Raw genomic sequence first — 24,559 nt, 5'->3', positions numbered from 1 at the left:
ACCAAAGGAACTTGAATCGGCTCCGGGCAGCCCAAACTAGCTGTTCACGCGCATGCGTGACTTGTGATCGAGGAGGCCCACCATGTGGAAACGATTCTCAGCCCTGTGGACGCTGGTACGACGTGACGGCCGGCTGTTCTGGTTTGCCCTGCGCCACCCGGACTCGCCGCCGTGGCTGAAACCCGCCGCAGCCGGGCTGCTGCTCTACGCGATCTCGCCGATCGACCTGATTCCCGACTTCATCGCCGGACTCGGCATCGTGGACGACGTCGTGCTGATTCCACTCGCCATCCATCTGATTCTGAAGCGCCTGCCGCCGCATATCCTGCGCCAGGCTGAAATGCGCGCCAGCGCGACCACCGTGCGGTCGCGCTGACTGCCGTACTACTACCGTACTTCCTCAGGGTGCCGCGTCGTCGGCGGCTGCCTGATCTTCCTCAAAGCAGATCCGCGCAAGTTCCACGACCACCAGTTCCGCCGTGGCAAGGTTCGTCGCGCATGGCACGTTGTGCACGTCACACGCGCGCACCAGCGCGTTGATATCCGGTTCGTGCGGCTGCGGCGTCATCGGATCGCGCAGGAAGACCACCGCGGTGACGCGGCCTTCCGCGAGTTGGGCGCCGATCTGCAGGTCACCGCCCCACGGGCCGGACAGCATCCGCGCGACAGGCAGCCCCGTTTCGGCAGCGATCCGGCCGCCGGTGGTGCCGGTGGCCAGCAGGTCGCATTGGGCCAGGAAGTCCCGATGGCGACCCGCGAACGCGACGATGTCATCCTTCTTGTGATCGTGCGCGATCAGCGCGATGCGTGGCTTGCTGCGCATGTCAGAACGTCCCCGGATACGCACCACCGTCGAGCAGCACATTCTGGCCGGTCATGAATGCGGCCTGGCGGCTGCACAGGAACGCGCAGGTGGCGCCAAACTCAGCCGGGTCGCCAAAGCGGCGCGTCGGGTTGGACGCCGCGCGGCGCTGCGCCATTTCATCGACGCTGATGCCGGCCTTCTGCGCGCCGCCTTCCATCGTCTTGTAGAGACGATCGGTGTTGAACGGTCCGGGCAGCAGGTTGTTGACAGTCACGCCATGCTGCGCCACTTCGCGCGCCAGGCCGGCGACGAAACCGGTCAGCCCCGAGCGGGCGCCGTTGGACAGGCCCAGCACGTCGATCGGCGCCTTTACCGCGCCGCTCGTGATGTTGATGATGCGGCCCCAGCGGCGCGCGATCATGCCATCGACCGTGGCCTTGATCAGTTCGATCGGGGTCAGCATGTTGGCGTCGAGCGCCTTGAGCCATTCGTCGCGGCCCCAGTCGCGGAAGTTGCCCGGAGGCGGGCCGCCGGCATTGTTGACCAGGATGTCGAGATCGCCCAGCTTCGTGGCTGCGTCGAGGGCAAGCCTGCGGCCTTCCGCCGTGGTGATGTCGGTAGCTACCGCCAGCACGCGGCGGCCGTGACGGGCGCGCAGATCGGCTGCGGCCTTCTCCAGCGCCTCGGCGCCACGCGCCACGATCACCACATCCACGCCTTCCGCCGCGAGCGCATCGGCACACGCAAACCCGAGCCCCTTGCTGGCGCCACACACCAGCGCATGCTTACCGCGCAGTCCGAGATCCATTTCTTGCTCTCCTTCCTTGGTTGATTCTTCTCGAATTTTCGAATTCAGGCTTTCTTCGTCGAAAGCAGATACATGCCGCCGAGCACCAGGGCACTACCGATCATCTGCACGCCGCTGATGGGCTCGCCAAGCAGCCAGAACGCCAGCAGCAACGTCGAGACCGGGCCGACCATGCCAGCCTGCGACGCCATCGGCGCACCGATCCGCGCCACCGCGATCATCGTCAGCGACACCGGCAACACGGTGCAGAACACCGCGTTCACCACCGACAGCCACATTACGGGCGCCGGCTGGGCGAGCTCTGCGATCGGCCGGCCCAACGCCAGATATTGCACCACGCAGCAGAACGTGGACACGCACATCGCATAGGCCACGAGCCGCAGCGATCCCACCCGCTGCACCAGTTCACCGCTCAGGATCAGATACACACCATACGACATGGCGCTGCCAAGCACCAGCGCGCCACCCAGCCAGACTTGCGCGCCGCTCACGTCAAGGTCGTGCGCGAACACCAGCACGATGCCCGCATAGGCCAGCAGCAGCGATATCCACTGCCGGCCCGCGATAGGCCGGCGGAAGACCAGCGCGGTCGTCAGCAGCACGAAGGAAGGGGTCAGAAACAGGATCAGCCGCTCGAGGCTCGCGGTGATGTATTGCAGCCCGATGAAATCGAGGAAGCTCGACAGGTAGTAGCCGATGAAGCCCAGGAACACCACGCGGCCACGATCGGCCCAGGACAACGCGGGAAGCTTGCGCGCCTGCCACCAGCCGATCGCCATGAACAGCGGCACCGCGAACAGCATGCGCAGCGTGATCACCATCACGGCGTCGACGTTATAGCGGTACATCAGCTTGGCGACGATGGCCTTGGCCGAGAAAAGCACGGCGCCGATGGCCGCGACGGCAAGCCCGACGCGCTGTGCGGCAGGCACTTCGACGGGCGGAGACAAAGACTTCTGGGAGGCTGGCACGGGGGACGCAGTTCGGGCATACGCCGGGCCGGCACGTTGGATTCGTGCGGCGCGCGGCGGGAACCCGGCGATTGTATGCCAAAAGACGCAATGCTCGCCGGGGCCGCGCTAATGCCTGCTTTCCCATACAATGGCCGGCGCCTGTCCGGCACGCCAGAGCGGCGAACCGGACAGGAACAACAAGAAACTGGAGATACCCGAGTCATGCCGTCCTACCGCTTCACGGCGCGCCGCCGTGCCATCCTTTCCGCCACCCTGCTCGCGATCGCCGCGCCGTCAGCCGCCTTTGCCGCCGACAGCTTCCCGAGCAAGCCGATCCGCTTCATCGTGCCCTATGCCGCAGGCGGCACCACCGACCTCGTGGCCCGCACCGTGGGCCAGCGCGTGGCCGAAAAGCTCGGCCAGCCGGTCGTCATCGAGAACCGGCCGGGCGCCGGTGGCAACATCGGCATGGATGCCGTGGCCAAGGCACCGGCCGACGGCTACACGATCGGCTTCGGCGCGATCTCGACCAACGCCCTCAACCCGCATATCTACAAGCACGTGCCGTTCGATCCGCGGCGCGACTTCACGGCGGTCAGCCTGCTCGGCACCTCGACCATCGTGCTGGAGGTGAGCGAGAACCTGCCGGTGAAAACCGTCCCGGAACTGATTGCCTATGCGAAGGCCCATCCGGGGCTGACCTATGCCACGGCTGGCACGGGTACCTCGATGCACCTGGCCGGCGCGATGTTCTCGCAGGTGACGCAGACGAATCTGACTCATGTGCCGTACAAGGGAAGCAGCCCGGCCATCAACGACATGCTCGGCGGCCACATCCAGGTGATGTTCGACAACCTGCCGGCCTCGTTGCCGCACATCCAGGCTGGCAAGCTGCGCGCGCTGGCGGTGGCTGGCAAGACACGCTCGCCGTCGCTGCCGAACGTGCCGACACTGGCCGAAGCCGGGTTGCCGGGCTACGCGGTCGAACCATGGTTCGGCGTCTACGGCCCGGCCAACCTGCCAGCGCCGGTGGTGCAGACGCTCAATACGGCGTTTGTCGAGGCGCTGGCGCGTCCGGACGTGCGCGACAAGCTGGCCCAGGCCGGCTTCAATCCGAAGGGTTCGAGTGCTGCCGAATTGCAGACACTGACTCAGACTGAATACGAACGTTTCGGAAAGGTCGCAAAGTCGGCCGGGATCACGGTGGACTGACCACCGGGCAGGCCCGCGCATCCATTACAATCGCGCTGCACAGGGCCCTCCCGCTCCAGGGAGGGCCTTCCCGATTTCCGAGCCTGCCGCCATGAAACAAGATCCGCGCTTTCCCAATCTCTTCATCCTCGATCACCCGCTGATCCAGCACAAGCTCTCGCACATGCGCGACAAGGAAACGTCGACGCGCACGTTCCGCGAGTTGCTGCGCGAGATTACGCTGCTGATGGGCTACGAGATCACGCGCAACCTGCCGCTGACCACGCGCCGCATCGACACGCCGCTGGTACCGCTGGACGCCCCGGTCATCGCCGGCAAGAAGCTGACGATCGTGCCCGTGCTGCGCGCCGGCGTCGGCATGAGCGACGGCCTGGTGGAACTGATTCCGTCGGCGCGTATCGGCCATATCGGCGTATATCGCGACGATCAGCACCGCCCGGTGGAGTATCTGGTACGCCTGCCGGACGTGGAAGATCGCTCGTTCATCCTGTGTGACCCGATGGTCGCCACCGGCTATTCGGCCGCCCATGCGGTGGATGTGCTCAAGCGCCGTGGCGTCAAGGACGAATCCATCACCTTTGTGGCGCTGGTGGCTGCGCCCGAGGGCGTCGAGGTATTTCAGAAGGCCCACCCCGGCGTGAAGCTCTACGTCGCCTCGCTGGACAACCATCTCGACGACCATGCCTATATCGTGCCGGGCCTCGGCGACGCTGGCGACCGTCTCTTCGGCACCAAGAACTAACCTCGAACTGAACTGCGTTCGTCCGAATGAAATTGAGGCGCTTGATGCGCCTCAAGGTTTTTGTGGGATGACCTTTCCCTGTGCCTTGTACTGACTACACTGTCCGCCATACACGGTGAATCAATATAAAAGCGAAGGGAGTCCCACATGGAAGCCATCAAGATCCTGTTCACAACGCCCACCGGGCTCGGCAGTCTGGCCGTCATTGCCTTCATCATCGGGATGGGCGCGTTCTTTGCGCGGATGTTCGCGCGCAAGATGCGCGAGGACGCAGAGGCGGCGCGGCGCGGCGGCAACTGAGCCCCTGGCCAGCGGCGCTGACCCCGGCCCCTGACCATCCGCATGAAAAACGCCCGCATCGCGCGGGCGTTTTGTGTTGATGCATCGGCGTTAGTCCAGCTTCGCAGGCTACTTGCGCTTGCCGCCGCCGAGCAGACTGCCCAGCACGCCGCGGATCAGTTCCCGTCCCACCTGGGAACCCACCGTCCGCGCCGCCGACTTGGCCATCGACTCAAGGATCGAATCGCCGCGCCCGGTCTTGCCGGTGCCTTTCGTCAGCGTGCCGAAGATCTCGCCAGCCTGATCGAGCCAGCCGCCCTGCTCCGCGCTACCACTTGTCCCGCCTGCCGCGCCGCTACTGGCCGGCCCCGGCGTTCCCGTGCCCGACGCCGCCGCGTTGCCGCGCAACTTCTCGTACGCCGATTCCCTGTCAATCGCTTTCTCATAGGTACCCGCCACCAGCGACCCCGCGATCAGCGCCCGACGCTCGTCGTCCGTAATCGGGCCGATACGGCTGCCGGGCGCAAGCACCCAGGCACGCTCGGTGACGCAGGGCGTGCCCTTGGCGTCGAGGCACGACACCAGCGCCTCGCCAACGCCGAGTTCGCCGATGATTTGCTCCAGATTGAGCTTCGGGTTCGCGCGCATCGTCGTGGCCGCCACCTTGACCGCCTTCTGGTCACGCGGCGTGAATGCGCGCAGCGCGTGCTGCACGCGGTTGCCAAGCTGACCGAGCACAGTGTCCGGGATATCGACCGGATTCTGCGTCACGAAATACACACCCACGCCCTTCGAGCGCACCAGCCGCACGACCTGCTCGATCTTGTCGAGCAGCGCCTTGGGCGCATCGTTGAACAGCAGATGCGCCTCGTCGAAGAAGAACACCAGCTTGGGCTTTTCCAGATCGCCGGCCTCGGGCAGCTTCTCGAACAGTTCGGACAGCATCCACAGCAGGAAGGTCGCGTAGAGCCGTGGCGCGTTCATCAGCTTGTCGGCGGCCAGGATGTTGACCACGCCCTGCCCCTTCTCGGTCTGGATGAAGTCCTCGAGATTGAGCATTGGCTCGCCGAAAAACTTGTCCGCCCCTTGCGATTCGAGCGCCATCAGACCTCGCTGGATCGCGCCGATCGACGCCGCCGAGATATTGCCGTACTCGGTCGTGAACTGGCCTGCATTGTCGCCCACGTACTGGAGCATCGCCCGCAGATCCTTGGAATCGAGCAGCAGCAGGCCGTTGGCGTCGGCGATGCGGAATACCAGGTTCAGCACGCCTTCCTGGGTATCGTTGAGTTCGAGCATCCGCGACAGCAGCAGCGGCCCCATATGCGAAACCGTCGCGCGTACCGGGTGGCCTTTTTCGCCGAATACGTCCCAGAGCGTGGTCGGGCACGCGCCCCAGACCGGCTCGGGCAGGCCATGCTCGGCCAGGCGGGCCTTGAGCTTGTCCGTGGGCTGGCCGGCCTGGGAAATGCCGGTCAAGTCACCTTTTACGTCAGCCATGAACACCGGCACGCCCAGCCGCGAGAAGCCCTGGGCCAGCGTCTGCAGCGTGACGGTCTTGCCCGTGCCGGTCGCGCCGGTGATCAGGCCGTGGCGGTTGCCCATTTCGGGCAACAGCACGAGTTCTTGGTCGGCATTCTTGGCGATGAGGATGGGATCGGCCATGTGATCTCGGGAAGCGGGAATGAACGGGGTGGAAATGCGCCCGCAGCCATCGGCGGAAGCGCGATGCGTGGCGCTTCGGAGCGGCGGGGGCGCGTGATAAAATCCTGCGCTGATTATAGCCAGCAGATTGGCACATCAATCACATGGCGCGGCCGCCGGATTGTCAGCAACTGTCAAGGAAGCCTGATCCACGCCCGCGCCGCGCCAACAGCGGCCGCACGCCGCACGATTCGTTTTTGCGCCACGGAGAGAAACATGGCCGGTCATTCCAAATGGGCCAACATCAAACACAAGAAAGCCGCCGCTGACGCCAAGCGCGGCAAGGTCTGGACGCGCCTGATCAAGGAAATCACTGTTGCCGCCAAGCTCGGCGGCGGCGAAGTCGACTCCAACCCGCGTCTGCGCCTGGCCATGGAAAAGGCCATGGACGCGAACATGCCCAAGGACAACATCCAGCGCGCGATCCAGCGCGGCGTGGGTGGCCTGGAAGGCGCAAACTACGAAGAAATCCGTTACGAAGGCTACGGCCTGGCCGGCGCCGCCATCATCGTCGACTGCCTGACCGATAACCGCACCCGTACCGTGGCCGAAGTCCGCCACGCGTTCTCGAAGCACGGCGGCAACATGGGCACCGAAGGTTCGGTGGCCTTCATGTTCACGCACTGCGGCCAGTTCCTGTTTGCCCCGGGCACCCCGGAAGACAAGCTGATGGACGCCGCGCTGGAAGCCGGCGCGGACGATGTGGTCACCAACGACGACGAATCGATCGAAGTGACTTGCCCGCCCAATGACTTCGGCGCGGTCAAGGCCGCGCTGGAAGCCGCCGGCTTCAAGGCCGAAGTGGCCGACGTGGTGATGAAGCCGCAGAACGAAGTGAGCTTCGTCGGCGACGACGCCATCAAGATGCAGAAGCTGCTGGACGCGCTGGAAAACCTGGACGACGTACAGGAAGTCTTCACCAACGCGGTGATCGAGGAATAAGCCTCTCGCGCCGCGCCCCATGGCGGCAGCCCGGCACCAGCCAGCTGCCGCTTTTCGCATGCGTTTCTTTTCTGGCAGTGGATCATGAAAGTTTTGGTTGTCGGCTCGGGTGGACGTGAACACGCGCTGGCGTGGAAGTTGGCCCAGTCCCCCAAGGTGCAAGTCGTATACGTAGCACCGGGCAACGGCGGGACGGCGCTGGACAAGCGTCTGCAGAACGTGCCGCTGACCGACCCGGAGGTGCTGGCCGCCTTCGTCGAGCGCGAAGGTGTGGCGTTCACCGTGGTTGGCCCCGAGGCGCCGCTGGCAGGCGGGATCGTCGACGTGTTCCGCGCCCGCGGCCTGCGTATCTTCGGCCCGACCAAGGCCGCCGCCCAGCTGGAATCCTCCAAGGACTTCGCCAAGGCCTTCATGCATCGCCATGGCATTCCCACGGCCTATTACCAGACGTTCTCCGACGCCGCCGGCGCCCACGCCTATATCGACGCCCAAGGCGCGCCAATCGTGATCAAGGCCGACGGCCTGGCCGCGGGCAAGGGCGTGGTGGTGGCGATGACGCTGGAAGAAGCGCACGCTGCGGTCGACATGATGCTGGCCGACAACAAGCTCGGCGATGCCGGCGCCCGGGTCGTGATCGAGGAATTCCTTGAAGGCGAGGAAGCCAGCTTCATCGTGATGGTCGACGGCAAGAACGTGCTGGCACTAGCCACCAGCCAGGACCACAAGCGCCTGCTGGATGCCGACGCGGGCCCCAACACCGGCGGCATGGGCGCGTACTCGCCTGCCCCCGTGGTCACGCCCGCGCTCCATGCGCGCGCGCTGCGCGAAATTATCCTGCCGACCGTGCGTGGCATGGAAAAGGACGGCATCCCGTTCACGGGCTTCCTGTACGCCGGCCTGATGATCGACGCCAACGGCAACCCGAAGACGCTGGAATTCAACTGCCGCATGGGAGATCCGGAAACGCAGCCGATCATGGCGCGTCTGAAGACCGACCTGGTGGACGTGATGGAAGCGGCTGTGGACGGCAAGCTGGATCAGATCGAGCTGGACTGGGACCGCCGCACTGCGCTGGGCGTGGTCATGGCCGCCTACGACTATCCGGAAAACCCGCGCAAGGGCGATGCGATCACCGGCATCCCCGCGGAAACCGCTGACGCCGTGACGTTCCACGCCGGCACCACGCTCAAGGATGGCACGCTGCTGACCTCCGGCGGCCGCGTGCTCTGCGTGGTGGGCCTGGCCGATACGGTCAAGGCAGCACAGAAGAACGCCTACGCTGCAGTGGAACAGATCCGCTTCGACGGGATGCAATTCCGCACCGACATCGGATACCGCGCCATCAAGCGTTGATGACCCCAGGTATCCGACCATTCGCCCCACGACACGTGAGGCGAAGCCAGCCGGTACAATCATGACACCGCAATGACAGCCGGAGCGCCCGCCGCCCGGCTGTCCTGCTACCGGCCTATTCAGACCCACCCATCATGATCGATTCCCAGGCAGTCCGTGACTATCTGCTCGGCCTGCAAGACCGCATCACCGACGCCATCGCCGCTGTCGACGGCCAGGCGTTCCTGACCGATAACTGGGAGAAGCCCCCCACCGAGCGCCTGCGCGGCAGTGGCCGCACGCGCATCCTGGAGGGCGGCGCCGTAATGGAGCGGGCCGGCGTGGGGTTCTCGCACGTGCGCGGTGACACGCTGCCGCCGTCGGCCAGCGCCAACCGGCCTGAACTGGCCGGCCGCAGCTTCGAGGCGATGGGCGTCTCGCTGGTATTCCATCCGCGCAACCCGTACGTGCCAACCGTGCACATGAACGTGCGCTGCTTCATTGCCGTGAAGCCCGACGCGGAACCGGTCTGGTGGTTCGGGGGTGGCATGGATCTGACGCCGTACTACGGCGACGCCGACGACTGCGCGCACTTCCACCGCACCTGCAAGGATTCGCTGGCCCCGTTCGGCGACGACCTGTATCCGCGTTTCAAGCAGTGGTGCGACGAGTATTTCTTCCTGCGCCATCGTGGCGAGGCACGCGGCATCGGCGGCATTTTCTTCGATGATTTCTCGGCGCTCGGCTTCGACCGCAGCTTCGAGATGCTGCGCTCGGTCGGCGATGCGTTCCTCGCCGCCTACCTGCCCATCCTCACCGCACGCAAGGACGCCCCCTATGGCGAGCGCGAGCGCGATTTCCAGGCCTATCGCCGCGGCCGCTACGTCGAATTCAATCTCGTGTTCGACCGTGGCACGCTGTTCGGCCTGCAGTCTGGCGGTCGCACGGAGTCGATCCTGATGTCGATGCCACCGCAGGTATCGTGGCGCTATGACTGGCAGCCCGAGCCGGGCACTCCGGAAGCCGCGTTGTATGCCGATTTCCTGCCGGCGCGGGACTGGGCCTGAGTCGATGATCGATAAGAAGCCGGCCACCGCCAACGGACAGCAACGTCCCTACCGCCTGGGTATCCTCGGCGGCACCTTCGACCCCCCGCATCGCGGCCATGTTGCGCTGGCCCAGTTGTGCATCGATCACCTGGATCTGGACGAACTGGTCTGGATTCCCACCGGCCACTCGTGGCAGAAGGGCGACCACGTCACGCCCGCCGCCGACCGTCTGGCCATGACAGAGCTGGCTGCCGGGACACTGGATCCGGGCCGCGCCAAGGTCCGCGTGAGCCGCATGGAGGTCGAGCGCGAGGGCCCAAGCTACACGATCGACACGGTGCGGCAGTTGCGTGCCGAATACGGCGCCGACACGTCGATGTCCTGGCTAATGGGCGCCGACCAATTGCTGCGCCTGCACACCTGGCACGGCTGGGAGGCCCTGTTCGAGCAGGTGCACCTGTGCATCGCCACCCGCCCGGGTTTCGACCTCGCGGCGCTGGACGGCCCAGTGCTCGACGCGATGCAGCAACGGCTGGCGGACACGCACCTGATACAATGCACGCCCTCCGGCCATATGTGGATCGACCAGACGCTTGCCGTCGACCTGTCCTCCACCGGCCTGCGCCAGCGCCTGGCCGATGGCCCGATCGCGAATGATCCGGCGGATGACCAGTTGCCCGCCGGCGTGGCACACTACATCGCGCGTCACGGCCTGTACCAGCAGGCCTGAGCCGACGCGCCCCCCTACCGAATGAAGCTGAACAAGAAAGACACCATGGATATTCGTAAACTGCAGCGCGCGATCGTCGACGGGCTCGAGGATGTGAAGGCGCAGGACATCAAGGTGTTTGACACCACTCACCTGACCGAACTGTTCGACCGGGTGGTGATCGCCAGCGGTAATTCGAACCGTCAGACCAAGGCGCTGGCGGCGTCGGTACGGGATACGGTCAAGGATGCCGGCGGCCACATCGTGGCGGTCGAGGGCCTGGAGACCGGCGAGTGGGTACTGGTGGACTGCGGCGACGCCGTGGTGCACATCCTGCAGCCGCAACTGCGCCTGTACTACAACCTGGAAGAGATCTGGGGCGACAAGCCGGTGCGCGTGAAGCTGGCTGCTGGCAAGGGCCTGGCCAAGGCCAGCGAGCCGATGGACGACGAGGATGCCGAGCCGGCCCCGCGCGTGCGTCGCGCATCGAACCTGCGCCCGGCGCTGGCCCGTTTGCCGGAAGGCATGAAGGAGCCGTCGCCGCCGATGGGTCACGAGGACACCGATCCGGACGCGATCGCCACGATCCGCAAGCCGGCGCGCAAGACCAGCAGCACGGGCACCGCAGCCAAGGCACCGGCACGCAAGACGACGACCGGCACGGCCGCCAAGACGCCGGCCCGCAAGTCGGCAACCGGCACCGCCACGAAGACGACGGCTCGCAAGACCACCGCGACCAAGACTGCTGCTGCCAAGACCGCCGCACCGCGCAAGCGCGCAACGCGTTCGGCCTGACCCTTCCTGACTTCCTGACGTACCGACCACCGGGCATCTCTCATGCAACTTGCCATCGTGGCTGTCGGCCACAAGATGCCCGCGTGGATCGAAACCGGTTTCAACGAGTACACCAAGCGGATGCCGCCCGAGTTGCGCATCGAGCTTCGCGAGGTCAAGCCGGAAGCCCGTTCATCGAGCAATAACGCCGCCACGGTGATGCAACGCGAAGCCGCGCGCATCGAGGCCGTGCTCGGCTCGCTGTCAAAGCAATGCCGGATCGTGGCGCTCGACGAACGCGGCAAGGACTGGACCACCGTGCAATTGGCCGAGCAACTGACCGGCTGGCAGCGCGAAGGCGGCGACGTCGCCTTCCTGATCGGTGGTGCGGACGGCCTCGATCCGGCACTCAAGGCACGCGCGCACACACTGTTGCGCATATCGAGCCTGACGCTGCCACACGGCATGGTGCGCGTGCTGCTGGCCGAGCAGCTTTATCGTGCCTGGTCGGTCACGCAGAATCATCCATATCATCGCGCCTGAGTCATTGGGCCTGAGTCATTGGGCCTGAGTCATTGGGCCTGAGTCATTGGGCCTGAGTCATTGGGCCTGGATCATCGGGCCTGAACACCGGCTGCGGTTGGCCCTCTCTCCGAGATTGCGGAAGGGCAAGCCAGTACAATCGGGGCAACTGTTTCTCTCGCCTCGATTTCCCATGACCTCCATCCTCTATCTGGCTTCCCAGAGCCCGCGCCGCCGCGAGTTGCTGACGCAGCTCGGCGTGACCTATGAACTGCTGCTGGCCGATGCCGGCGAGGATGCCGAAGCGCTCGAGGCCGTCCGGCCCGGCGAGTCCCCCGATGACTACGTCCAGCGCGTCTGCGCGCTGAAGGCAGACGCGGCACTTGAACGCCGCGCGCGTCGCGGACTGCCCGATGCACCGATCCTGACATCCGACACCACGGTCTGCCGTGGCGGCGACATTCTCGGCAAGCCCGCCGACGCGCGCGACGCCGCTGCCATGCTGGCGTCGCTTTCCGGCACCACTCATCGCGTATTGACCGCCGTGACTGTCGCAACGTCCGCCGGCCAGCGCCATGCGCTGTCGATCTCCCACGTCACTTTCCGGCCGATGCTCGCCCCCGAGATCGAGCGCTACGTGGCCAGCGGCGAGCCGCTCGGCAAGGCAGGCGCATACGGCATCCAGGGCCGCGCGGCGGAGTTTGTCGAGCGGATCGACGGTAGCTATTCGGGTATCATGGGCCTGCCCTTGTTCGAGACGGCGGCACTGCTGCGCGAGGCCGGTTTGCACTTCTGACCGGCGCTTCCAACCCGGCCTTCCGACCCAACCTCTCCGACAAGACCACTGGGGTCAAATGCCCGGCCACGAGCCGGGCCACAACAACAAGCGCCAACGGATCGGCGACGCGAGATAAAGCGTATCCATCGCTATGACCGAAGACATCCTCGTCAACATCACGCCGCAGGAAACACGCGTCGCCATCGTGCAGCAGGCGGCCGTTCAGGAACTCCATGTCGAACGCACGCTGACGCGCGGGCTGGTCGGCAACATCTATCTGGGCAAGGTCGTGCGGGTGCTGCCGGGCATGCAATCGGCGTTCATCGACATCGGTCTGGAGCGCGCTGCGTTCCTGCACGTGGCCGACATCTGGCATCCGCGTGACGGCGACAAGAACGGCCACCTCGCCATCGAGAAAACGCTGTTCGAGGGCCAGGCGCTGATGGTTCAGGTCATCAAGGACCCGATCGGCACCAAGGGCGCGCGGCTGTCCACACAGGTCAGCATCGCGGGCCGCACGCTCGTCTATCTGCCGCAGGATCCGCATATCGGCATCTCGCAGCGTATCGAGGGTGAAATCGACCGAGAAGCGCTCCGTGCCCGCGTGCAGGGCCTGGTGCCCACCGACGAGCGCGGCGGCTTCATCGTGCGCACGATCGCCGAGGAAGCCAGCGACGAGGAACTTGGCAACGACATCGCCTACCTGCGCAAGATCTGGGCGACGATCCGCTCCAACGCCACCACCCTGCCCGCGCCGAGCCTGCTCTATCAGGACCTGAACCTGGCCCAGCGCGTGCTGCGCGACTTCATCAATGACGCCACTGGCGTAATCCAGATCGATTCGCGCGAGAACTACCAGAAGCTGGTGGAGTTCGCGCAGGAATACACGCCCGCCGTGCTGCCGCGCCTGTCGCACTACACCGGCGAGCGCCCGATCTTCGACCTGTTCAACATCGACGCGGAAATCGAAAAGGCGCTGTCGCGCCGGGTAGACCTGAAGTCCGGCGGCTACCTGATGATCGACCAGACCGAGGCGATGACGACAATCGACGTCAATACGGGCGGCTATGTCGGCGCGCGCAACTTCGACGATACGATCTTCAAGACGAATCTCGAAGCCGCGCACACCATCGCGCGGCAGCTCCGGCTGCGCAACCTGGGCGGCATCATCATCATCGACTTCATCGACATGGAGAACGTGGAGCATCGCGACGCGGTGCTCTCCGAGCTGAAGCGCGCGCTGTCACGCGACCGCACGCGCATCACGGTCAACGGCTTCTCGCAACTCGGTCTGGTGGAGATGACACGCAAGCGCACGCGCGAATCGCTCGCGCATGTGCTGTGCGAGCAGTGCCCGGTCTGCACCGGCAAGGGCCAGGTCAAGACACCGCGAACGGTCTGCTACGACATCTTCCGCGAAATCATGCGCGAGTCGCGCCAGTTCAATCCGCGTGAGTTCCGCATCCTGGCCTCGCAGGAAGTCATCGACTTGTTCCTCGAGGAAGAAAGCCAGCATCTTGCGATGCTCGGGGACTTCATCGGCAAGCCGATCTCTCTCCAGGTGGAATCGACGTTCCACCAGGAGCAGTACGACATCATCCTGATGTAACCCCCACCCGCCGGCCGCGCAGGGCCACGTGGAACGCCACGAGCCCTGCGATCTGCAATCCGGCCATACCGAGCGCCATCTTCATCGTGGAGTCCAGCAGCAGCGGCACCAGCAACGCGGAAGACAGCAAATTGCCGATCTGCTGCGTCGTGACGTAGCCGCTGGAGGCCAGACCCCGCCGCTCCGGAAAGCAGTCCAGCGCCAGCAGTTGCAGGCTGGGCTGCGTCATCATCATTCCCGCCGCGAAGACCGGCAACGCGACAAGCGCCCAGGGCATCGGCGGCAGGTGCAGCGCGGCCACCGCGAGATTGAAGACACCGGCCGCCATCATCACGAGATGGCCCCGATTCACGCTGGACTCCGGACTCGTGCGGCCGGCAATGCGATGTGCCACCAGCGCACCCGCGATGATGCCCGCCACGATCGGAATGAACAGCCAGCCGAACGACTGCGCGCCGAGCCCCAGATGCTGATAGACGAAGCGCGGCGCCGCGAAGACGTAGATGTAGATCGCCAGGTTCACCCCGGCATTGGCCAGCGCCAGCGACATGAATCTCCGGCTCGACAACATGGCGAAGTAGCCCCGCGCGAGCAGCTTTGGGTGCATCGGATGCCGACATGCTGGCGGCAAAGTCTCCGGCACCCAGATCCAGCAGGAAACCAGCAGACTCCCGGAGATCAGCGCAAGGAACACGAAGATGCTGCGCCAGCCCATCCAGACCAGCAGCCAGCCGCCGCAGATCGGCGCCAGGGCCGGTGCCAGCGCGAAGATCATCGCGATCAGGGCCATGACTTTCTGGGCCTGCATGCCGTCGAACGTATCGCGCACCATCGCACGCCCGACGATGACGCCGATCCCGGCCCCCACGCCTTGCAGTGCCCGCCCGGCGTAGAACATGTCGATACCGGTCGCTCCGGCGCAGACCAGCGATCCGGCCACAAAGAACACGCAGCCCGCAAGAATCATGCGGCGGCGGCCTATCGCGTCAGAGATCGCACCGTGCCAGGGCAGCAGCAATGCAAACGGCAACAGGTAGGCCGTCAGCGATTGCTGGACCTCGGCAGTGCTCGCATGAAGCGCGTTCGCGATTGCCGCGAACGCTGGCAGGTACGTCGCAATGGCAAACTGCCCCAGCATCGACAAGCCAGCGGTCAGTGCCGCCATGCTGCCGACGCTGGGGCGCCTGGGGCCCGCTTCCGCGCCCACTGCTACGACTGCCCCAGGCACATCCACTTCACTCATCACGCTGTCATCGAAGCCGCGGCCCCGGCGGGTTGTTCGGCGATAGCGGACTGGATCTGCGCCACCTCCTGCAGATCGCGCTCATAGGTGCGCGATGCACGCAACAGGCACAGCGCCGCGAGCAGGCCAAAGACCGGCATTGCCGTCAATGCTGCCTGCAACCCAAACGCGTCGGAAAGCGCACCGCCTACGAACGGGCCGATGGCGAGTCCAAACAGGTTCTGGAACAGCGACAGCAGCGCCGCGCCGGTGGAACGCAGCCCCGGATGCACCACGTCGAGCACCACGCTCGAAGCCGGCCCAACCGTGCAGGTCATCAGGAAGCCGCCCAGCGCGATCAGCAGGAACTGCTGGTTCATGGACTCCGCCGCGCCGAACGCAATCACCAGGATCGGCGCGGTCACCATGCACAGGAACGACACCGCCTTGAGCTTGTTGCGCGGCTGCTTGGTGCCGGCGATATCCGCGACAACGCCCCAGATGAAGCAACCCACCGCGCCGCACAGCACGATCAACGCCGACTGCATGGCGGCCTGATCCACCGGCATGCCGTGGAGGCGATTGAAGTAGCTCGGCAGCCAGGCCCAGATCGTCGATACCACGACAAGCTGCAGCGCCGCGCCCAGGCAGGTCCACCACAGCGTTCGCGAGCTGGTCAGCGCCGACACCATATGCGCGAACAGGCTCTTCGCTTGCCGTTGCTCATGGGCAGGACGCGTGTCCAGCGCCGCGGTCTTGTAGTCCGGCACGAACATGTACAGCAGCGCCAGCAACAGGCCGGGCACACCCACCACGCCGAACGCGGCCTGCCAGCCCCAGCGCGCAGTGATCACACCACCTAGCACCACGCCGAGCACCGCGCCAATCGATCCGGCTGCGAAAAACGCGCCAAGCAGCATCGAACGCAGCCTTGCCGGGAACAGGCTGGCGATCAGCGCCGCGCCGACGGAGCCGTAACCGGACTCGCCCACACCCACCATCGCGCGCGCCACGAACAACTGCGAGTAGTTGCGGGTGAACATGCAGGAAATCGTCGCCAGGCTCCAGACCACGCCCATCACCACCACGCTTTTGACGCGGCTGACGCGGTCCGCCAGCAGCGCAACCGGGATGCCGCCCAGCGCGACCACCACCGAGATGATCGACACCAGCCCGCCCAGTTGCTTGTCGGAGAGATTCCACGCGGCCTTCAGGTGCGGAAACAAGGACACGATCACCTGACGGTCGATGTAGTCGAACAGCATCAGCGCGAAGGTCATGGCAAACGCAAACCATGCGCGTGATTTGCTGACCAGATAGTCGTTGTTGTTAGCCTGCTGCGTGTCGGCTGAAAGATGGTGCATGAGCGGTGTCTCCTGTGCAGGCCGGCTGTCGGGCCCTGTCACAACTGCCTGGTTTTCTATCGGAAGCCCGCCGTTTTTCCCTCCAGAATCCGGCGGTGCGTCAAGCAGTATGGGGGCTCACCGAATGTCGATTTGACTGCGCGGGACATCAATTTGACATACCGGGACACTAAGGGAATGTTCTATCCGTGACCGGCCATTGGGAATGACGCCGGTCGGCGTCATCGTTCTGTCACTGTCGGCCGCCAGAATGCGCCTGTCATTCAAGGAAGGAGTCGACATGACGCATGCAATTGAAGTCCGCGGACTGAGCAAGTCGTTCCGCGCGGACCGCAAGGCGCTTGACGATGTCACGCTGCAAATCGCCCCGGGTGAAATGGTTGCGCTGCTGGGCGCATCGGGCTCGGGCAAATCGACGCTGCTGCGCCATATGGCCGGTTTCGTCACGGGCGATGCCGGTTCGGGCGAGATCCTCGTCAACGGCCGCACGGTGCAGCGCAACGGACGTCTGGCCCGCGATGTGCGCCGTGTGCGAGCGGACATCGGATTCGTATTCCAGCAGTTCAACCTGGTCGGCCGCCTGCCGGTGATCACCAATGTGCTCGTGGGAATGCTGACGCGTGTGCCGAAATGGCGCAGCCTGCTCCGCATCTTCAAGGCCAGCGAAGTGCAAGCCGGGCTCGATGCACTTGCCCAGGTTGGTATAGACGACTATGCGTTTCAGCGCGCCTCGACCCTGTCGGGCGGGCAGCAGCAACGCGCCGCGATCGCTCGCACGCTGGTGCAGAACGCGCAGGTGATCCTGGCCGACGAGCCGATCGCCTCGCTCGATCCGGAATCGTCGCGTCGCGTGATGTCGCAACTGGCGCAGATTAACCGCACGCGCAAGGTCGCCGTGGTCGTATCGCTGCATCAGGTGGACGTGGCGATGCGCTATTGCCCGCGCGTGGTGGCACTGCGTCACGGCAAGGTGGTCTATGACGGCCCCTCCGCCGCGCTGACGCAGCAGATGCTGCGTGACCTGTACGGCAGCGAAGCCGACGAGCTACTGCACGACAGCGTGCCCGAGGCCCCCTCTTGCGCCGAAGGCGTGCCCGCGCCGGTGATGGTCAGGATGGATCTGGCCGCGGCCTGAGGCTTGCCTCGCACGCCTCGCCACGCCAGCTCATCGCATCGCCGGCCTCGCACTGTCAGACCCGAATACCCGATTCACCCAACCCGTATTTCCCTTCAGCCTTTCCAAACGGAGTCATCGATGCTTCGCAGAACTTTCCTCGCCGTGGTCGCTTCGGGTGTCGTCGCGCTGCCCGCCTTCGCCCAGGACGTCAAGACCCTGAACATGGGCATCATCTCGACGGAAACGTCGTCGAACCTGAAGTCCGCCTGGCAACCCGTGATCGACGACCTGAGCCGCGCACTCGGCGTGCAGGTCAAGCCGTTCTTCGCCTCGGACTACGCCGGCATTATCGAAGGGATGCGTTTCAACAAGGTGCAGATCGCCTGGTACGGCAACAAGTCGGCCATGGAAGCCGTGGACCGCGCCAACGGCGAAGTGTTCGCATCGGTGATCGACAAGGACGGCAACCCGGGCTACTGGTCGCTGCTGATCGCGCGCAAGGATAGCGACCTGAAGTCGGTCGAAGACGTCATCAAGCGCGGCAAGGACCTGACCTACGGCGCCGGCGATCCGAACTCCACGTCGGGCACGGCCGTGCCGGGCTACTACCTGTGGGCCGCCAACAAGGTCGATCCGAAGACGCTGTTCAAGGCCGTGCGCATCAGCAATCACGAAACCAACCTGCTGTCGGTGCTGAACAAGCAGGTGGACGTGGCCGTGAACAACACCGAGAACTTCGAGCGCTATCGCATCAACACGGGCAAGAACGCCTATGACGACGTGCGCGTGCTGTGGAAGTCGCCGCTGATCCCGGCCGATCCGCTGGTCTACCGCAAGGACCTGCCGCCCGAGCTGAAAAAGAAGATCCAGGACTTCTTCGTCAACTACGGCAAGGGCGCCGACGCCGCACGCGAGAAGCAGGCGCTGGCCACGCTGACCTATCAGGGCTTCCGCGTCTCGACCGATGCCCAGCTCGTGCCGATCCGTCAGATCGAACTGGCCAAGGAAAAGGCCAAGATCGAATCCGACAGCACGCTGGCCGCTGCCGACAAGGAAAAGAAGCTGGTCGACGTCTCGCGCCGTCTGGCCGAACTCGACCGCGCCAGCAGCACGCAGTAAGCCTCGCCTGAAGCCGATGGCGCCACTCGGGTCGCCATCGGCTTTGCATTTTCCGCTTCAGCTTTACCTCTTCCGACTGCCCATGACCGCCACCGCCAAGCCCGGCCTGCCGCCCACACCCCAGAGTACCGTCCGGCCGCCGCGCAATTCCCTTTCCGTGATGCTGATCTGGGCAATCGTACTGGCCACGCTCGCCATGTCCTGGCAAGGCGCGGACATGCGTCCGATGGACCTGTTGCGCGACTCCGGCAACATGGCCAAGTTCGCCGCCGATTTCTTCCCGCCCGATTTCCGCGATTGGCACACCTATCTCGACGAGATGCTCGTCACCGTGCAGATCGCGCTCTGGGGCACCGCGCTGGCCGTCGTCATGGCCGTGCCGTTTGGCCTGCTGTGCTCGGCCAACATCGTGCCGCCCTGGGTCTATCAACCTGCCCGCCGTCTGATGGATGCCTGCCGCGCGATCAATGAAATGGTCTTCGCGATGCTGTTCATCGTCGCCGTGGGTCTGGGACCGTTCGCCGGCGTGCTGGCGCTCTGGATCCACACCATGGGCGTGCTGGCCAAGCTGTTCGCCGAAGCCGTGGAAGCGATCGACCCGCGCCCCGTTGAAGGCGTGCGCGCCACGGGTGCCGGCCCGATCGAAGAAATCGTCTACGGTGTGATTCCGCAGGTGTTGCCGCTGTGGCTGTCGTTCGCGCTCTATCGCTTCGAGTCGAACGTGCGCTCCGCTTCGGTGGTCGGCATCGTCGGCGCCGGCGGCATCGGCACCGTGCTGTGGGAAATCATCCGCAGCTTCCAGTATGCGCAAACCTGTGCCGTGATGATCATCATCATCGTGTTCGTGACCGGCCTCGACATCGTCTCCGCCCAGATCCGCAAGGTGCTCGTATGACCACGCTGACCCTGTTCAGCATCGCCGCGCTGTTCGAGAACCACGGGACCGCGTATTACGGCGGCGAGGCCATCAGCCAGACCGCCCACGCGCTGCAGTGCGCGCAGCTTGCCGAGCAGGCCGGCGATCCGGAACCGCTGATCGTCGCGGCGCTACTGCACGACATCGGCCACCTGATGCTGGCCGAAAGCCTGACTACCGACATGCGCCACCAGGAAACCGGTGCCGACGCGCTGGCCAGCCTGTTCGGCGAAGACGTCACCGAGCCGGTACGAATGCACGTGGCGGCCAAGCGCTATCTGTGCGCAGTCGATCCCGCGTACTTCGACACGCTCTCGCCGGTATCCGTGCACAGCCTCTCGCTGCAGGGCGGCCCATACGACAGCGAACAGGCCAGCGCGTTCGCCGCGCAGGCCCACGCCGACGCCGCTGTGCGTCTGCGCCGCTACGACGACCTGGCCAAGGTGGTAGATCTGCAGACCCCTACCCTGTCCCACTATCTCGACATGGCCGCACGCTGTGCTCGCGTCGCATGAACGAAGCCGATTTCTCCACAGCGCTGATGCTCCGCGAAGTGCAAGGCACCGACGCAGAGCTGCTGCACCTGTCCGCCCTGCTGGCGACGATGGATAACGAGACACCGCTACCGCTGGCGACCATGCGCGAGCGCTTTGCAGCGATGCGTCGCTACCCGGACTACCGCGTCTATCTGATGTTCGATGCGGACGGGGTGCCGCTCGGCACGTTCAGCCTGCTGGCGTTTCCGGTGATGGTGCACGACGGACGGCCCGAGGCGATACTCGAAGCCGTGGTCGTCGCGCCGGCCGCGCGAGGCCGTGGAATCGGCAAGCAGATGATGCGGGAAGCCATGCGGCTGGCGCGTGAAGCCGGCGCGGCCAAACTCATGCTCTCATCGAATGCGCGGCGCCTGCAGGCGCATCAGTTCTATCGGCAGCTCGGGTTCACCGAGCACGGGATCAGCTTCAGTACGGCGCTTTGAGCCGTACTCGGGGGCATTGTCGCTCAGACGCTTGCCCTCTCCCCCGGCCCCTCGCCCGCGTAGTGGCGAGAAACCGCGAGGCACGGGCTGCGCCTCAATCCCCCGCAGCGCCAACCAATCGCGCGAATGCATCGGCCGAATCGGCCAGGTCGCCACTATTGTCGATCTCGACCACCCGGCAGCCAGGCGGCACATCGAACGGCTGCGTCGCGCGTGCGAGCCTCCGGGCAATTCCCTCGTCCGACTCACGCCCGCGCTGGCGCAAACGCGCGGCCAGCACCTCTGGTTTCACGCGCACATGCACCGCGCATAGATGCGGATAGCGTGCCACCGCCTGCGGCAGGTACTCTCGGGAGCCATTGACGACAACCTTGATGCCCTGCGCCAGCCACTGCTCGATCTCCACGCCAATGCCATAGTGCAAGCCGTGGCTATTCCAGTGCAGCGCCAGGCAGCCAAGATCCACGCGGCGGTGAAACTCGTCCGCCGACAGTGCGACCGATGCCTCGTTTTCGTCGGCAGCACGCGTGATATAGCGATGAGCCACCACGATACGATCATCGCGCTGCAGCCGTTCGCGCAAGGCCCGCAGCAGCGAGTCCTTGCCGCTGCCGGACGGGCCCATCACATAGAACAGCCCGCTGCCATCAGGCGCGGAGCCGGAGTGGAATCGTGTGGTCATGCCGAAAGATAGCCGACACCCGCGCCGTCGACGGTGGTGCCATCGAAGCCGTAGTGACGTGCGACGATAAAATCCGCCCCGGGCTCGGGTTGAACGAAGAGACTGATGGCATCGACATGCAGCGGGCTCTCGAGCAACCTGCCGCCGCTGGCCGATAGCTGCGCGAACGCGGCGGCCTCGTTGTCGGCATCAAGCATGCCACTCAGCGTGATATGAAACGTGAACGTATCGAACGCGTACGGATAGCCCCAGGCTTCGAGCATCTCGCGCTGCGCGGCCGTCAGCTGGTCGGGCCGACGCCGGCTCACTTCCTCCGGCGTGGCCGGCGCGCGGAAATGGTCGAAGGCACGCATGCAGTCGTCGGCAAGCTCATGCATCCGCTTACCGCCCTGCGCCCGCGCATCGTCAAGGCACCAAGCCAGAAACCCACGCAAGGCACGCAGCGTCAGCGGCGCGTCAAACGCGGCGCGCTCCCGTGCGAACGCGCGGATGGCGGCGTCGAGCATGGGCGCATCGGTGCCATCGGCCAGACGGAATGGCGGCTTCAGCGTGGCGTGCAGCGCATAGTGCGCCGGGGCCTTGACCCATTCGGCGGGACGCGATGCGATGCCCGGCGGCAACGGCGTTGGATTTCCGGTGTCGGCATCGCGGCCAAGCCATTGCGCGCCGAACGTGCGGAATGGCTCGGCGGGCGCGAGATAGATCGCGTAGCGGTGCGCCTGCATCGTCATGCCGCCAGGCTGCCGCGAGCGTTAGCCACATCGGCGAGATCGGCCAGGTCAGTCATCGACAGCGCGCCGGACGCATGACGCACTTCACCATTGACGATGGTGGCGCAGACACGCGGCAGTCCGGGCTGGCTGTCGTCAACGAGAATCGCATCGGCGCGCATTCCCGGCGCGAGCAAGCCACGGTCGCGCAGCCCCGTCGCACGGGCCGGATTACGCGACACCAGGTGCCACGCCTCGGGCAGCGAGCACACGCCAAGCTGCGCGAGCTTGAATGCGGCCTGCAGCAGCGCGGGATAGTAGTAATCGGAAGCCAGAACCGAACACAGGCCGGCGGCCACCATTTCCGTCGCGTTGGGCGCGCCGGTATGGCTCTTGCCGCGCAGCACGTTGGGCGCGCCGAAGACGGTTTCGTCGCCGATCTGGCGTGCCAGCGTCGCGGCCTCCACCGTCAGCGGGAACTCCGCGATCCGGCAGCCCTGGGCGTGATAGTGCTGGCGCGTCGCCACGTCGGGATCGTCATGCGATGCAATCGGCAGGTTCGCGGCCAGCGCCGCGGCGATCAGGCACGACATCGCGGCAGGCACTTCCTGCGCATTGCGGCTGGCTGCGCGCAGACGGTTGCGGAATGTCTCGGTATCGCACTCGGCGCGTTCCGCGTACTGCACGAGCTTGCGTTCGTCACTCATGCGTCGCGCCATGGTCGGCAGGTGATCGTTGATCGCCAGCAGGGCCACGCGGCCATCCGCCATCCACGACAAGGCCGTCTCCACGCCAGCGAGGTGATAGGCCTCGAAGCGCAGATGCACCTTGTGCTCCGCGCCCAGCACGGGCTGCAACTGGGCCAGCGCATCGAACATGCGCAGCGCGTAGGCCTCGCCACGCAAACCACCCTCCCACGACAGGGTCACGCCATGAAACTCGGTCGTGATGCCGTGCGCGAGCAACTGGCGGTCGACGTCGAGCAGCGCGGCGCCGTACGGGAAGCTCACACCGGGACGCGGCATCACGGAACGCTCGAACGCATCACCGTGAATGTCGACAATGCCCGGCAGCACCAGCAGGTCGCCCGCGTCGATGCAGGGGCCACTTGCCGGTGGCTGCGCCATCACGCTGCCGTTGTGAATGCCCAGCGTTGCCAGGCCGATGCCGTCGGCGCCCATCACGCGGCGTCCGGTGATCCCCGCGAGCGGGGTCGATGAAGTTTGAGAGATCGTATGCATGGGCAATACGTTAGCTTTGGTAGATGACAGACGGATGTCTAGACCAATACGCGGGCATCACCCCGTGTGGAACAGCGGGACGATGCCGTCATTTCAATCCTGATCGGAGACCGTGAGTTGCACCCAGTCGCCGGCAAAGCGCGTCATGCTGTATTGGACGGGGGCGCCGTCGATATCGACGTTCAGTGCCTCCACTTGCAGGATAGGGCGCGTCTTCGGCTGATTCAGCAATCGCGCCACCGGGGCGCTCGGCATGGCCGCCGTGATGCGCGACCACTTGCGGGTGTAATCGGCAATGCCGTACTGCGCCAACGCGCGCGAGATCGATTGCGTCTCGCTCACCTTGTCTTCGAAACCGGGAAAACGTTTCGGATCGAAGTAATGCTCGGCCACGTCGATCGTACGCCCTTCGGCCTTGCCGATCATCTGCACATGCAGAATCTCCGCCGTGCGGGACAGGCCGAGATGTTTGGCGATTTCCGGCGCGCGCAGGATCTGGCTATCGACGAGTTCCGTGTGGCCGCGCATCCCCTGCGCGGCCAAGTTCTGAGAGAAGCGCGTGCGACGCCCGATGGCATAGTCAATGGCATGCTCCTGCACGAACGTGCCTCGGCCCTGCTCGATCCGCACCAGGCCGCTCAGTTCGAGTTCACCCATCGCGCGCCGGATCGTATGCCGGTTCACGGCGAAGCGCGAGGCCAGCTCCGGTTCCGGCGGCAACTGCTCACCCGGTCCATAGAGTTTGTTGCGGATGTCCTCCGCAAGCGCCTCGCCAATCTGCCGCCATACGGCGACGCCGGAACCCCGTTCGACTTCCCGATCAGACATCTTGCCTTGCCCTGTTGTCATCAAGCATTCACCAATAGCGTGCGATTGTGCCTCATGCCTTGGCGCCGATGTTGCGTGTCCGAGGAAAGGTCCGACCCGTCACGAAACGTTCATGTGCCTGTGTTCTAGTATCGCCGTGTTGTGTTAGTGTACATCTAAACGT

Annotated in this window: 27 protein-coding genes; 17 read left to right on the top strand and 10 right to left on the bottom strand. The window is 65.1% G+C overall.

What is annotated here, in order from left to right; genetic code table 11:
• Positions 1 to 82 precede the first annotated feature (82 nt).
• Positions 83 to 376 carry a YkvA family protein gene (locus B2246_RS04035; RefSeq protein WP_008645191.1) on the top strand — a complete coding sequence of 98 codons (294 nt, stop codon included), beginning with the start codon at positions 83 to 85 and terminating at the stop codon, positions 374 to 376.
• Positions 377 to 400: 24 nt separating this feature from the next.
• Here B2246_RS04035 and B2246_RS04030 read toward each other — a convergent pair whose 3' ends face one another.
• From B2246_RS04030 to B2246_RS04020, 3 genes are read right to left on the bottom strand one after another with little or no spacing between them, the layout of a single operon-like run.
• Entirely contained in the window at positions 401 to 823 is a 423-nt protein-coding gene (locus B2246_RS04030) for a methylglyoxal synthase (protein WP_008645189.1), read from the bottom strand.
• 1 nt (position 824) lies between these two features.
• Positions 825 to 1,613 (bottom strand): SDR family oxidoreductase, encoded by a 789-nt coding sequence (locus tag B2246_RS04025; protein WP_008645188.1) that lies wholly within the window; start codon positions 1,611 to 1,613, stop codon positions 825 to 827.
• A 44-nt stretch (positions 1,614 to 1,657) separates the two neighbouring features.
• The gene (locus B2246_RS04020) at positions 1,658 to 2,545 is read right to left on the bottom strand and encodes a DMT family transporter (protein ID WP_008645186.1); all 888 of its coding nucleotides are present in this window, start codon (positions 2,543 to 2,545) and stop codon (positions 1,658 to 1,660) included.
• 243 nt (positions 2,546 to 2,788) lie between these two features.
• On the opposite strand from B2246_RS04020, the gene B2246_RS04015 reads away from it, so the two are divergent.
• From B2246_RS04015 to B2246_RS04005, 3 genes are all read left to right on the top strand, one after another.
• Complete coding sequence (locus B2246_RS04015; protein ID WP_008645185.1) at positions 2,789 to 3,778, top strand: Bug family tripartite tricarboxylate transporter substrate binding protein; 990 nt, start codon at positions 2,789 to 2,791, stop codon at positions 3,776 to 3,778.
• Positions 3,779 to 3,869: 91 nt separating this feature from the next.
• The gene (upp, locus tag B2246_RS04010) at positions 3,870 to 4,520 is read left to right on the top strand and encodes a uracil phosphoribosyltransferase (RefSeq protein WP_008645177.1); all 651 of its coding nucleotides are present in this window, start codon (positions 3,870 to 3,872) and stop codon (positions 4,518 to 4,520) included.
• Between the two features lie 147 nt (positions 4,521 to 4,667).
• Positions 4,668 to 4,820: a DUF3149 domain-containing protein gene (locus tag B2246_RS04005; RefSeq protein WP_008645176.1), complete on the top strand. Its 153-nt coding sequence runs from the start codon at positions 4,668 to 4,670 to the stop codon at positions 4,818 to 4,820.
• Positions 4,821 to 4,928: 108 nt separating this feature from the next.
• Here B2246_RS04005 and B2246_RS04000 read toward each other — a convergent pair whose 3' ends face one another.
• Entirely contained in the window at positions 4,929 to 6,464 is a 1,536-nt protein-coding gene (locus B2246_RS04000) for a helicase HerA-like C-terminal domain-containing protein (protein WP_186426380.1), read from the bottom strand.
• A gap of 255 nt (positions 6,465 to 6,719) precedes the next feature.
• On the opposite strand from B2246_RS04000, the gene B2246_RS03995 reads away from it, so the two are divergent.
• From B2246_RS03995 to rng, 8 genes are all read left to right on the top strand, one after another.
• Entirely contained in the window at positions 6,720 to 7,445 is a 726-nt protein-coding gene (locus tag B2246_RS03995; protein ID WP_008645174.1) for a YebC/PmpR family DNA-binding transcriptional regulator, read from the top strand.
• 84 nt (positions 7,446 to 7,529) lie between these two features.
• On the top strand, positions 7,530 to 8,798 hold the full coding sequence (purD, locus tag B2246_RS03990) for a phosphoribosylamine--glycine ligase (protein ID WP_008645173.1): 1,269 nt from the start codon (positions 7,530 to 7,532) through the stop codon (positions 8,796 to 8,798).
• A gap of 134 nt (positions 8,799 to 8,932) precedes the next feature.
• Positions 8,933 to 9,844 (top strand): oxygen-dependent coproporphyrinogen oxidase, encoded by a 912-nt coding sequence (hemF, locus tag B2246_RS03985; protein WP_008645172.1) that lies wholly within the window; start codon positions 8,933 to 8,935, stop codon positions 9,842 to 9,844.
• 4 nt (positions 9,845 to 9,848) lie between these two features.
• Complete coding sequence (locus tag B2246_RS03980; RefSeq protein ID WP_008645171.1) at positions 9,849 to 10,556, top strand: nicotinate-nucleotide adenylyltransferase; 708 nt, start codon at positions 9,849 to 9,851, stop codon at positions 10,554 to 10,556.
• 45 nt (positions 10,557 to 10,601) lie between these two features.
• Positions 10,602 to 11,330, top strand: coding sequence for a ribosome silencing factor (gene rsfS / locus B2246_RS03975; RefSeq protein ID WP_286879767.1), 729 nt, complete (start codon positions 10,602 to 10,604; stop codon positions 11,328 to 11,330).
• Between the two features lie 42 nt (positions 11,331 to 11,372).
• Complete coding sequence (rlmH, locus tag B2246_RS03970; protein WP_017515052.1) at positions 11,373 to 11,852, top strand: 23S rRNA (pseudouridine(1915)-N(3))-methyltransferase RlmH; 480 nt, start codon at positions 11,373 to 11,375, stop codon at positions 11,850 to 11,852.
• Positions 11,853 to 12,024: 172 nt separating this feature from the next.
• Positions 12,025 to 12,627, top strand: a complete 603-nt coding sequence (locus tag B2246_RS03965) for a Maf family protein (RefSeq protein ID WP_286879766.1) — start codon at positions 12,025 to 12,027, stop codon at positions 12,625 to 12,627.
• Between the two features lie 133 nt (positions 12,628 to 12,760).
• Complete coding sequence (gene rng / locus B2246_RS03960; protein WP_008645167.1) at positions 12,761 to 14,218, top strand: ribonuclease G; 1,458 nt, start codon at positions 12,761 to 12,763, stop codon at positions 14,216 to 14,218.
• Here the strand turns inward: rng and B2246_RS03955 are convergent.
• Together B2246_RS03955 and B2246_RS03950 are read right to left on the bottom strand one after the other, a co-directional pair.
• Positions 14,205 to 15,461: a multidrug effflux MFS transporter gene (locus tag B2246_RS03955; protein WP_051705313.1), complete on the bottom strand. Its 1,257-nt coding sequence runs from the start codon at positions 15,459 to 15,461 to the stop codon at positions 14,205 to 14,207. The genes rng and B2246_RS03955 overlap by 14 nt on opposite strands.
• Complete coding sequence (locus tag B2246_RS03950; RefSeq protein WP_035881555.1) at positions 15,461 to 16,804, bottom strand: MFS transporter; 1,344 nt, start codon at positions 16,802 to 16,804, stop codon at positions 15,461 to 15,463. The genes B2246_RS03955 and B2246_RS03950 overlap by 1 nt, the downstream gene beginning before the upstream one ends.
• Positions 16,805 to 17,084: 280 nt before the next feature.
• Here B2246_RS03950 and phnC point away from each other — a divergent pair, with 280 nt between their 5' ends.
• From phnC to B2246_RS03925, 5 genes are all read left to right on the top strand, one after another.
• A complete protein-coding gene (phnC, locus tag B2246_RS03945) occupies positions 17,085 to 17,939 on the top strand; it encodes a phosphonate ABC transporter ATP-binding protein (RefSeq protein WP_035881570.1) in 855 nt (284 codons plus the stop codon).
• A 120-nt stretch (positions 17,940 to 18,059) separates the two neighbouring features.
• Positions 18,060 to 19,040, top strand: a complete 981-nt coding sequence (gene phnD, locus B2246_RS03940) for a phosphonate ABC transporter substrate-binding protein (protein WP_035881554.1) — start codon at positions 18,060 to 18,062, stop codon at positions 19,038 to 19,040.
• Positions 19,041 to 19,122: 82 nt separating this feature from the next.
• Positions 19,123 to 19,935 carry a phosphonate ABC transporter, permease protein PhnE gene (phnE, locus tag B2246_RS03935; protein WP_035881553.1) on the top strand — a complete coding sequence of 271 codons (813 nt, stop codon included), beginning with the start codon at positions 19,123 to 19,125 and terminating at the stop codon, positions 19,933 to 19,935.
• Positions 19,932 to 20,471, top strand: a complete 540-nt coding sequence (locus B2246_RS03930; protein ID WP_286879764.1) for a phosphonate degradation HD-domain oxygenase — start codon at positions 19,932 to 19,934, stop codon at positions 20,469 to 20,471. The genes phnE and B2246_RS03930 overlap by 4 nt, the downstream gene beginning before the upstream one ends.
• Positions 20,468 to 20,935: a GNAT family N-acetyltransferase gene (locus tag B2246_RS03925; protein ID WP_286879763.1), complete on the top strand. Its 468-nt coding sequence runs from the start codon at positions 20,468 to 20,470 to the stop codon at positions 20,933 to 20,935. The genes B2246_RS03930 and B2246_RS03925 overlap by 4 nt, the downstream gene beginning before the upstream one ends.
• Positions 20,936 to 21,029: 94 nt before the next feature.
• On the opposite strand, the gene phnN is transcribed toward B2246_RS03925, so the two are convergent.
• From phnN to phnF, 4 genes are all read right to left on the bottom strand, one after another.
• Positions 21,030 to 21,617: a phosphonate metabolism protein/1,5-bisphosphokinase (PRPP-forming) PhnN gene (phnN, locus tag B2246_RS03920; protein ID WP_035881550.1), complete on the bottom strand. Its 588-nt coding sequence runs from the start codon at positions 21,615 to 21,617 to the stop codon at positions 21,030 to 21,032.
• Positions 21,614 to 22,348 (bottom strand): DUF1045 domain-containing protein, encoded by a 735-nt coding sequence (locus tag B2246_RS03915; protein ID WP_286879762.1) that lies wholly within the window; start codon positions 22,346 to 22,348, stop codon positions 21,614 to 21,616. The genes phnN and B2246_RS03915 overlap by 4 nt, the downstream gene beginning before the upstream one ends.
• A complete protein-coding gene (locus B2246_RS03910) occupies positions 22,345 to 23,568 on the bottom strand; it encodes an alpha-D-ribose 1-methylphosphonate 5-triphosphate diphosphatase (RefSeq protein ID WP_286879761.1) in 1,224 nt (407 codons plus the stop codon). Before B2246_RS03910 ends, B2246_RS03915 begins: the two co-directional genes overlap by 4 nt.
• Positions 23,569 to 23,661: 93 nt before the next feature.
• A complete protein-coding gene (phnF, locus tag B2246_RS03905) occupies positions 23,662 to 24,396 on the bottom strand; it encodes a phosphonate metabolism transcriptional regulator PhnF (protein ID WP_186426423.1) in 735 nt (244 codons plus the stop codon).
• Between the last annotated feature and the right edge of the window lie 163 nt (positions 24,397 to 24,559).

Source organism: Cupriavidus sp. UBA2010, assembly GCF_002335265.1.
Lineage (GTDB): Bacteria > Pseudomonadota > Gammaproteobacteria > Burkholderiales > Burkholderiaceae > Cupriavidus > Cupriavidus metallidurans.
Note: the sequence above shows the minus strand (reverse complement) of the source record. Positions and strands in the feature narration are given on the sequence as shown.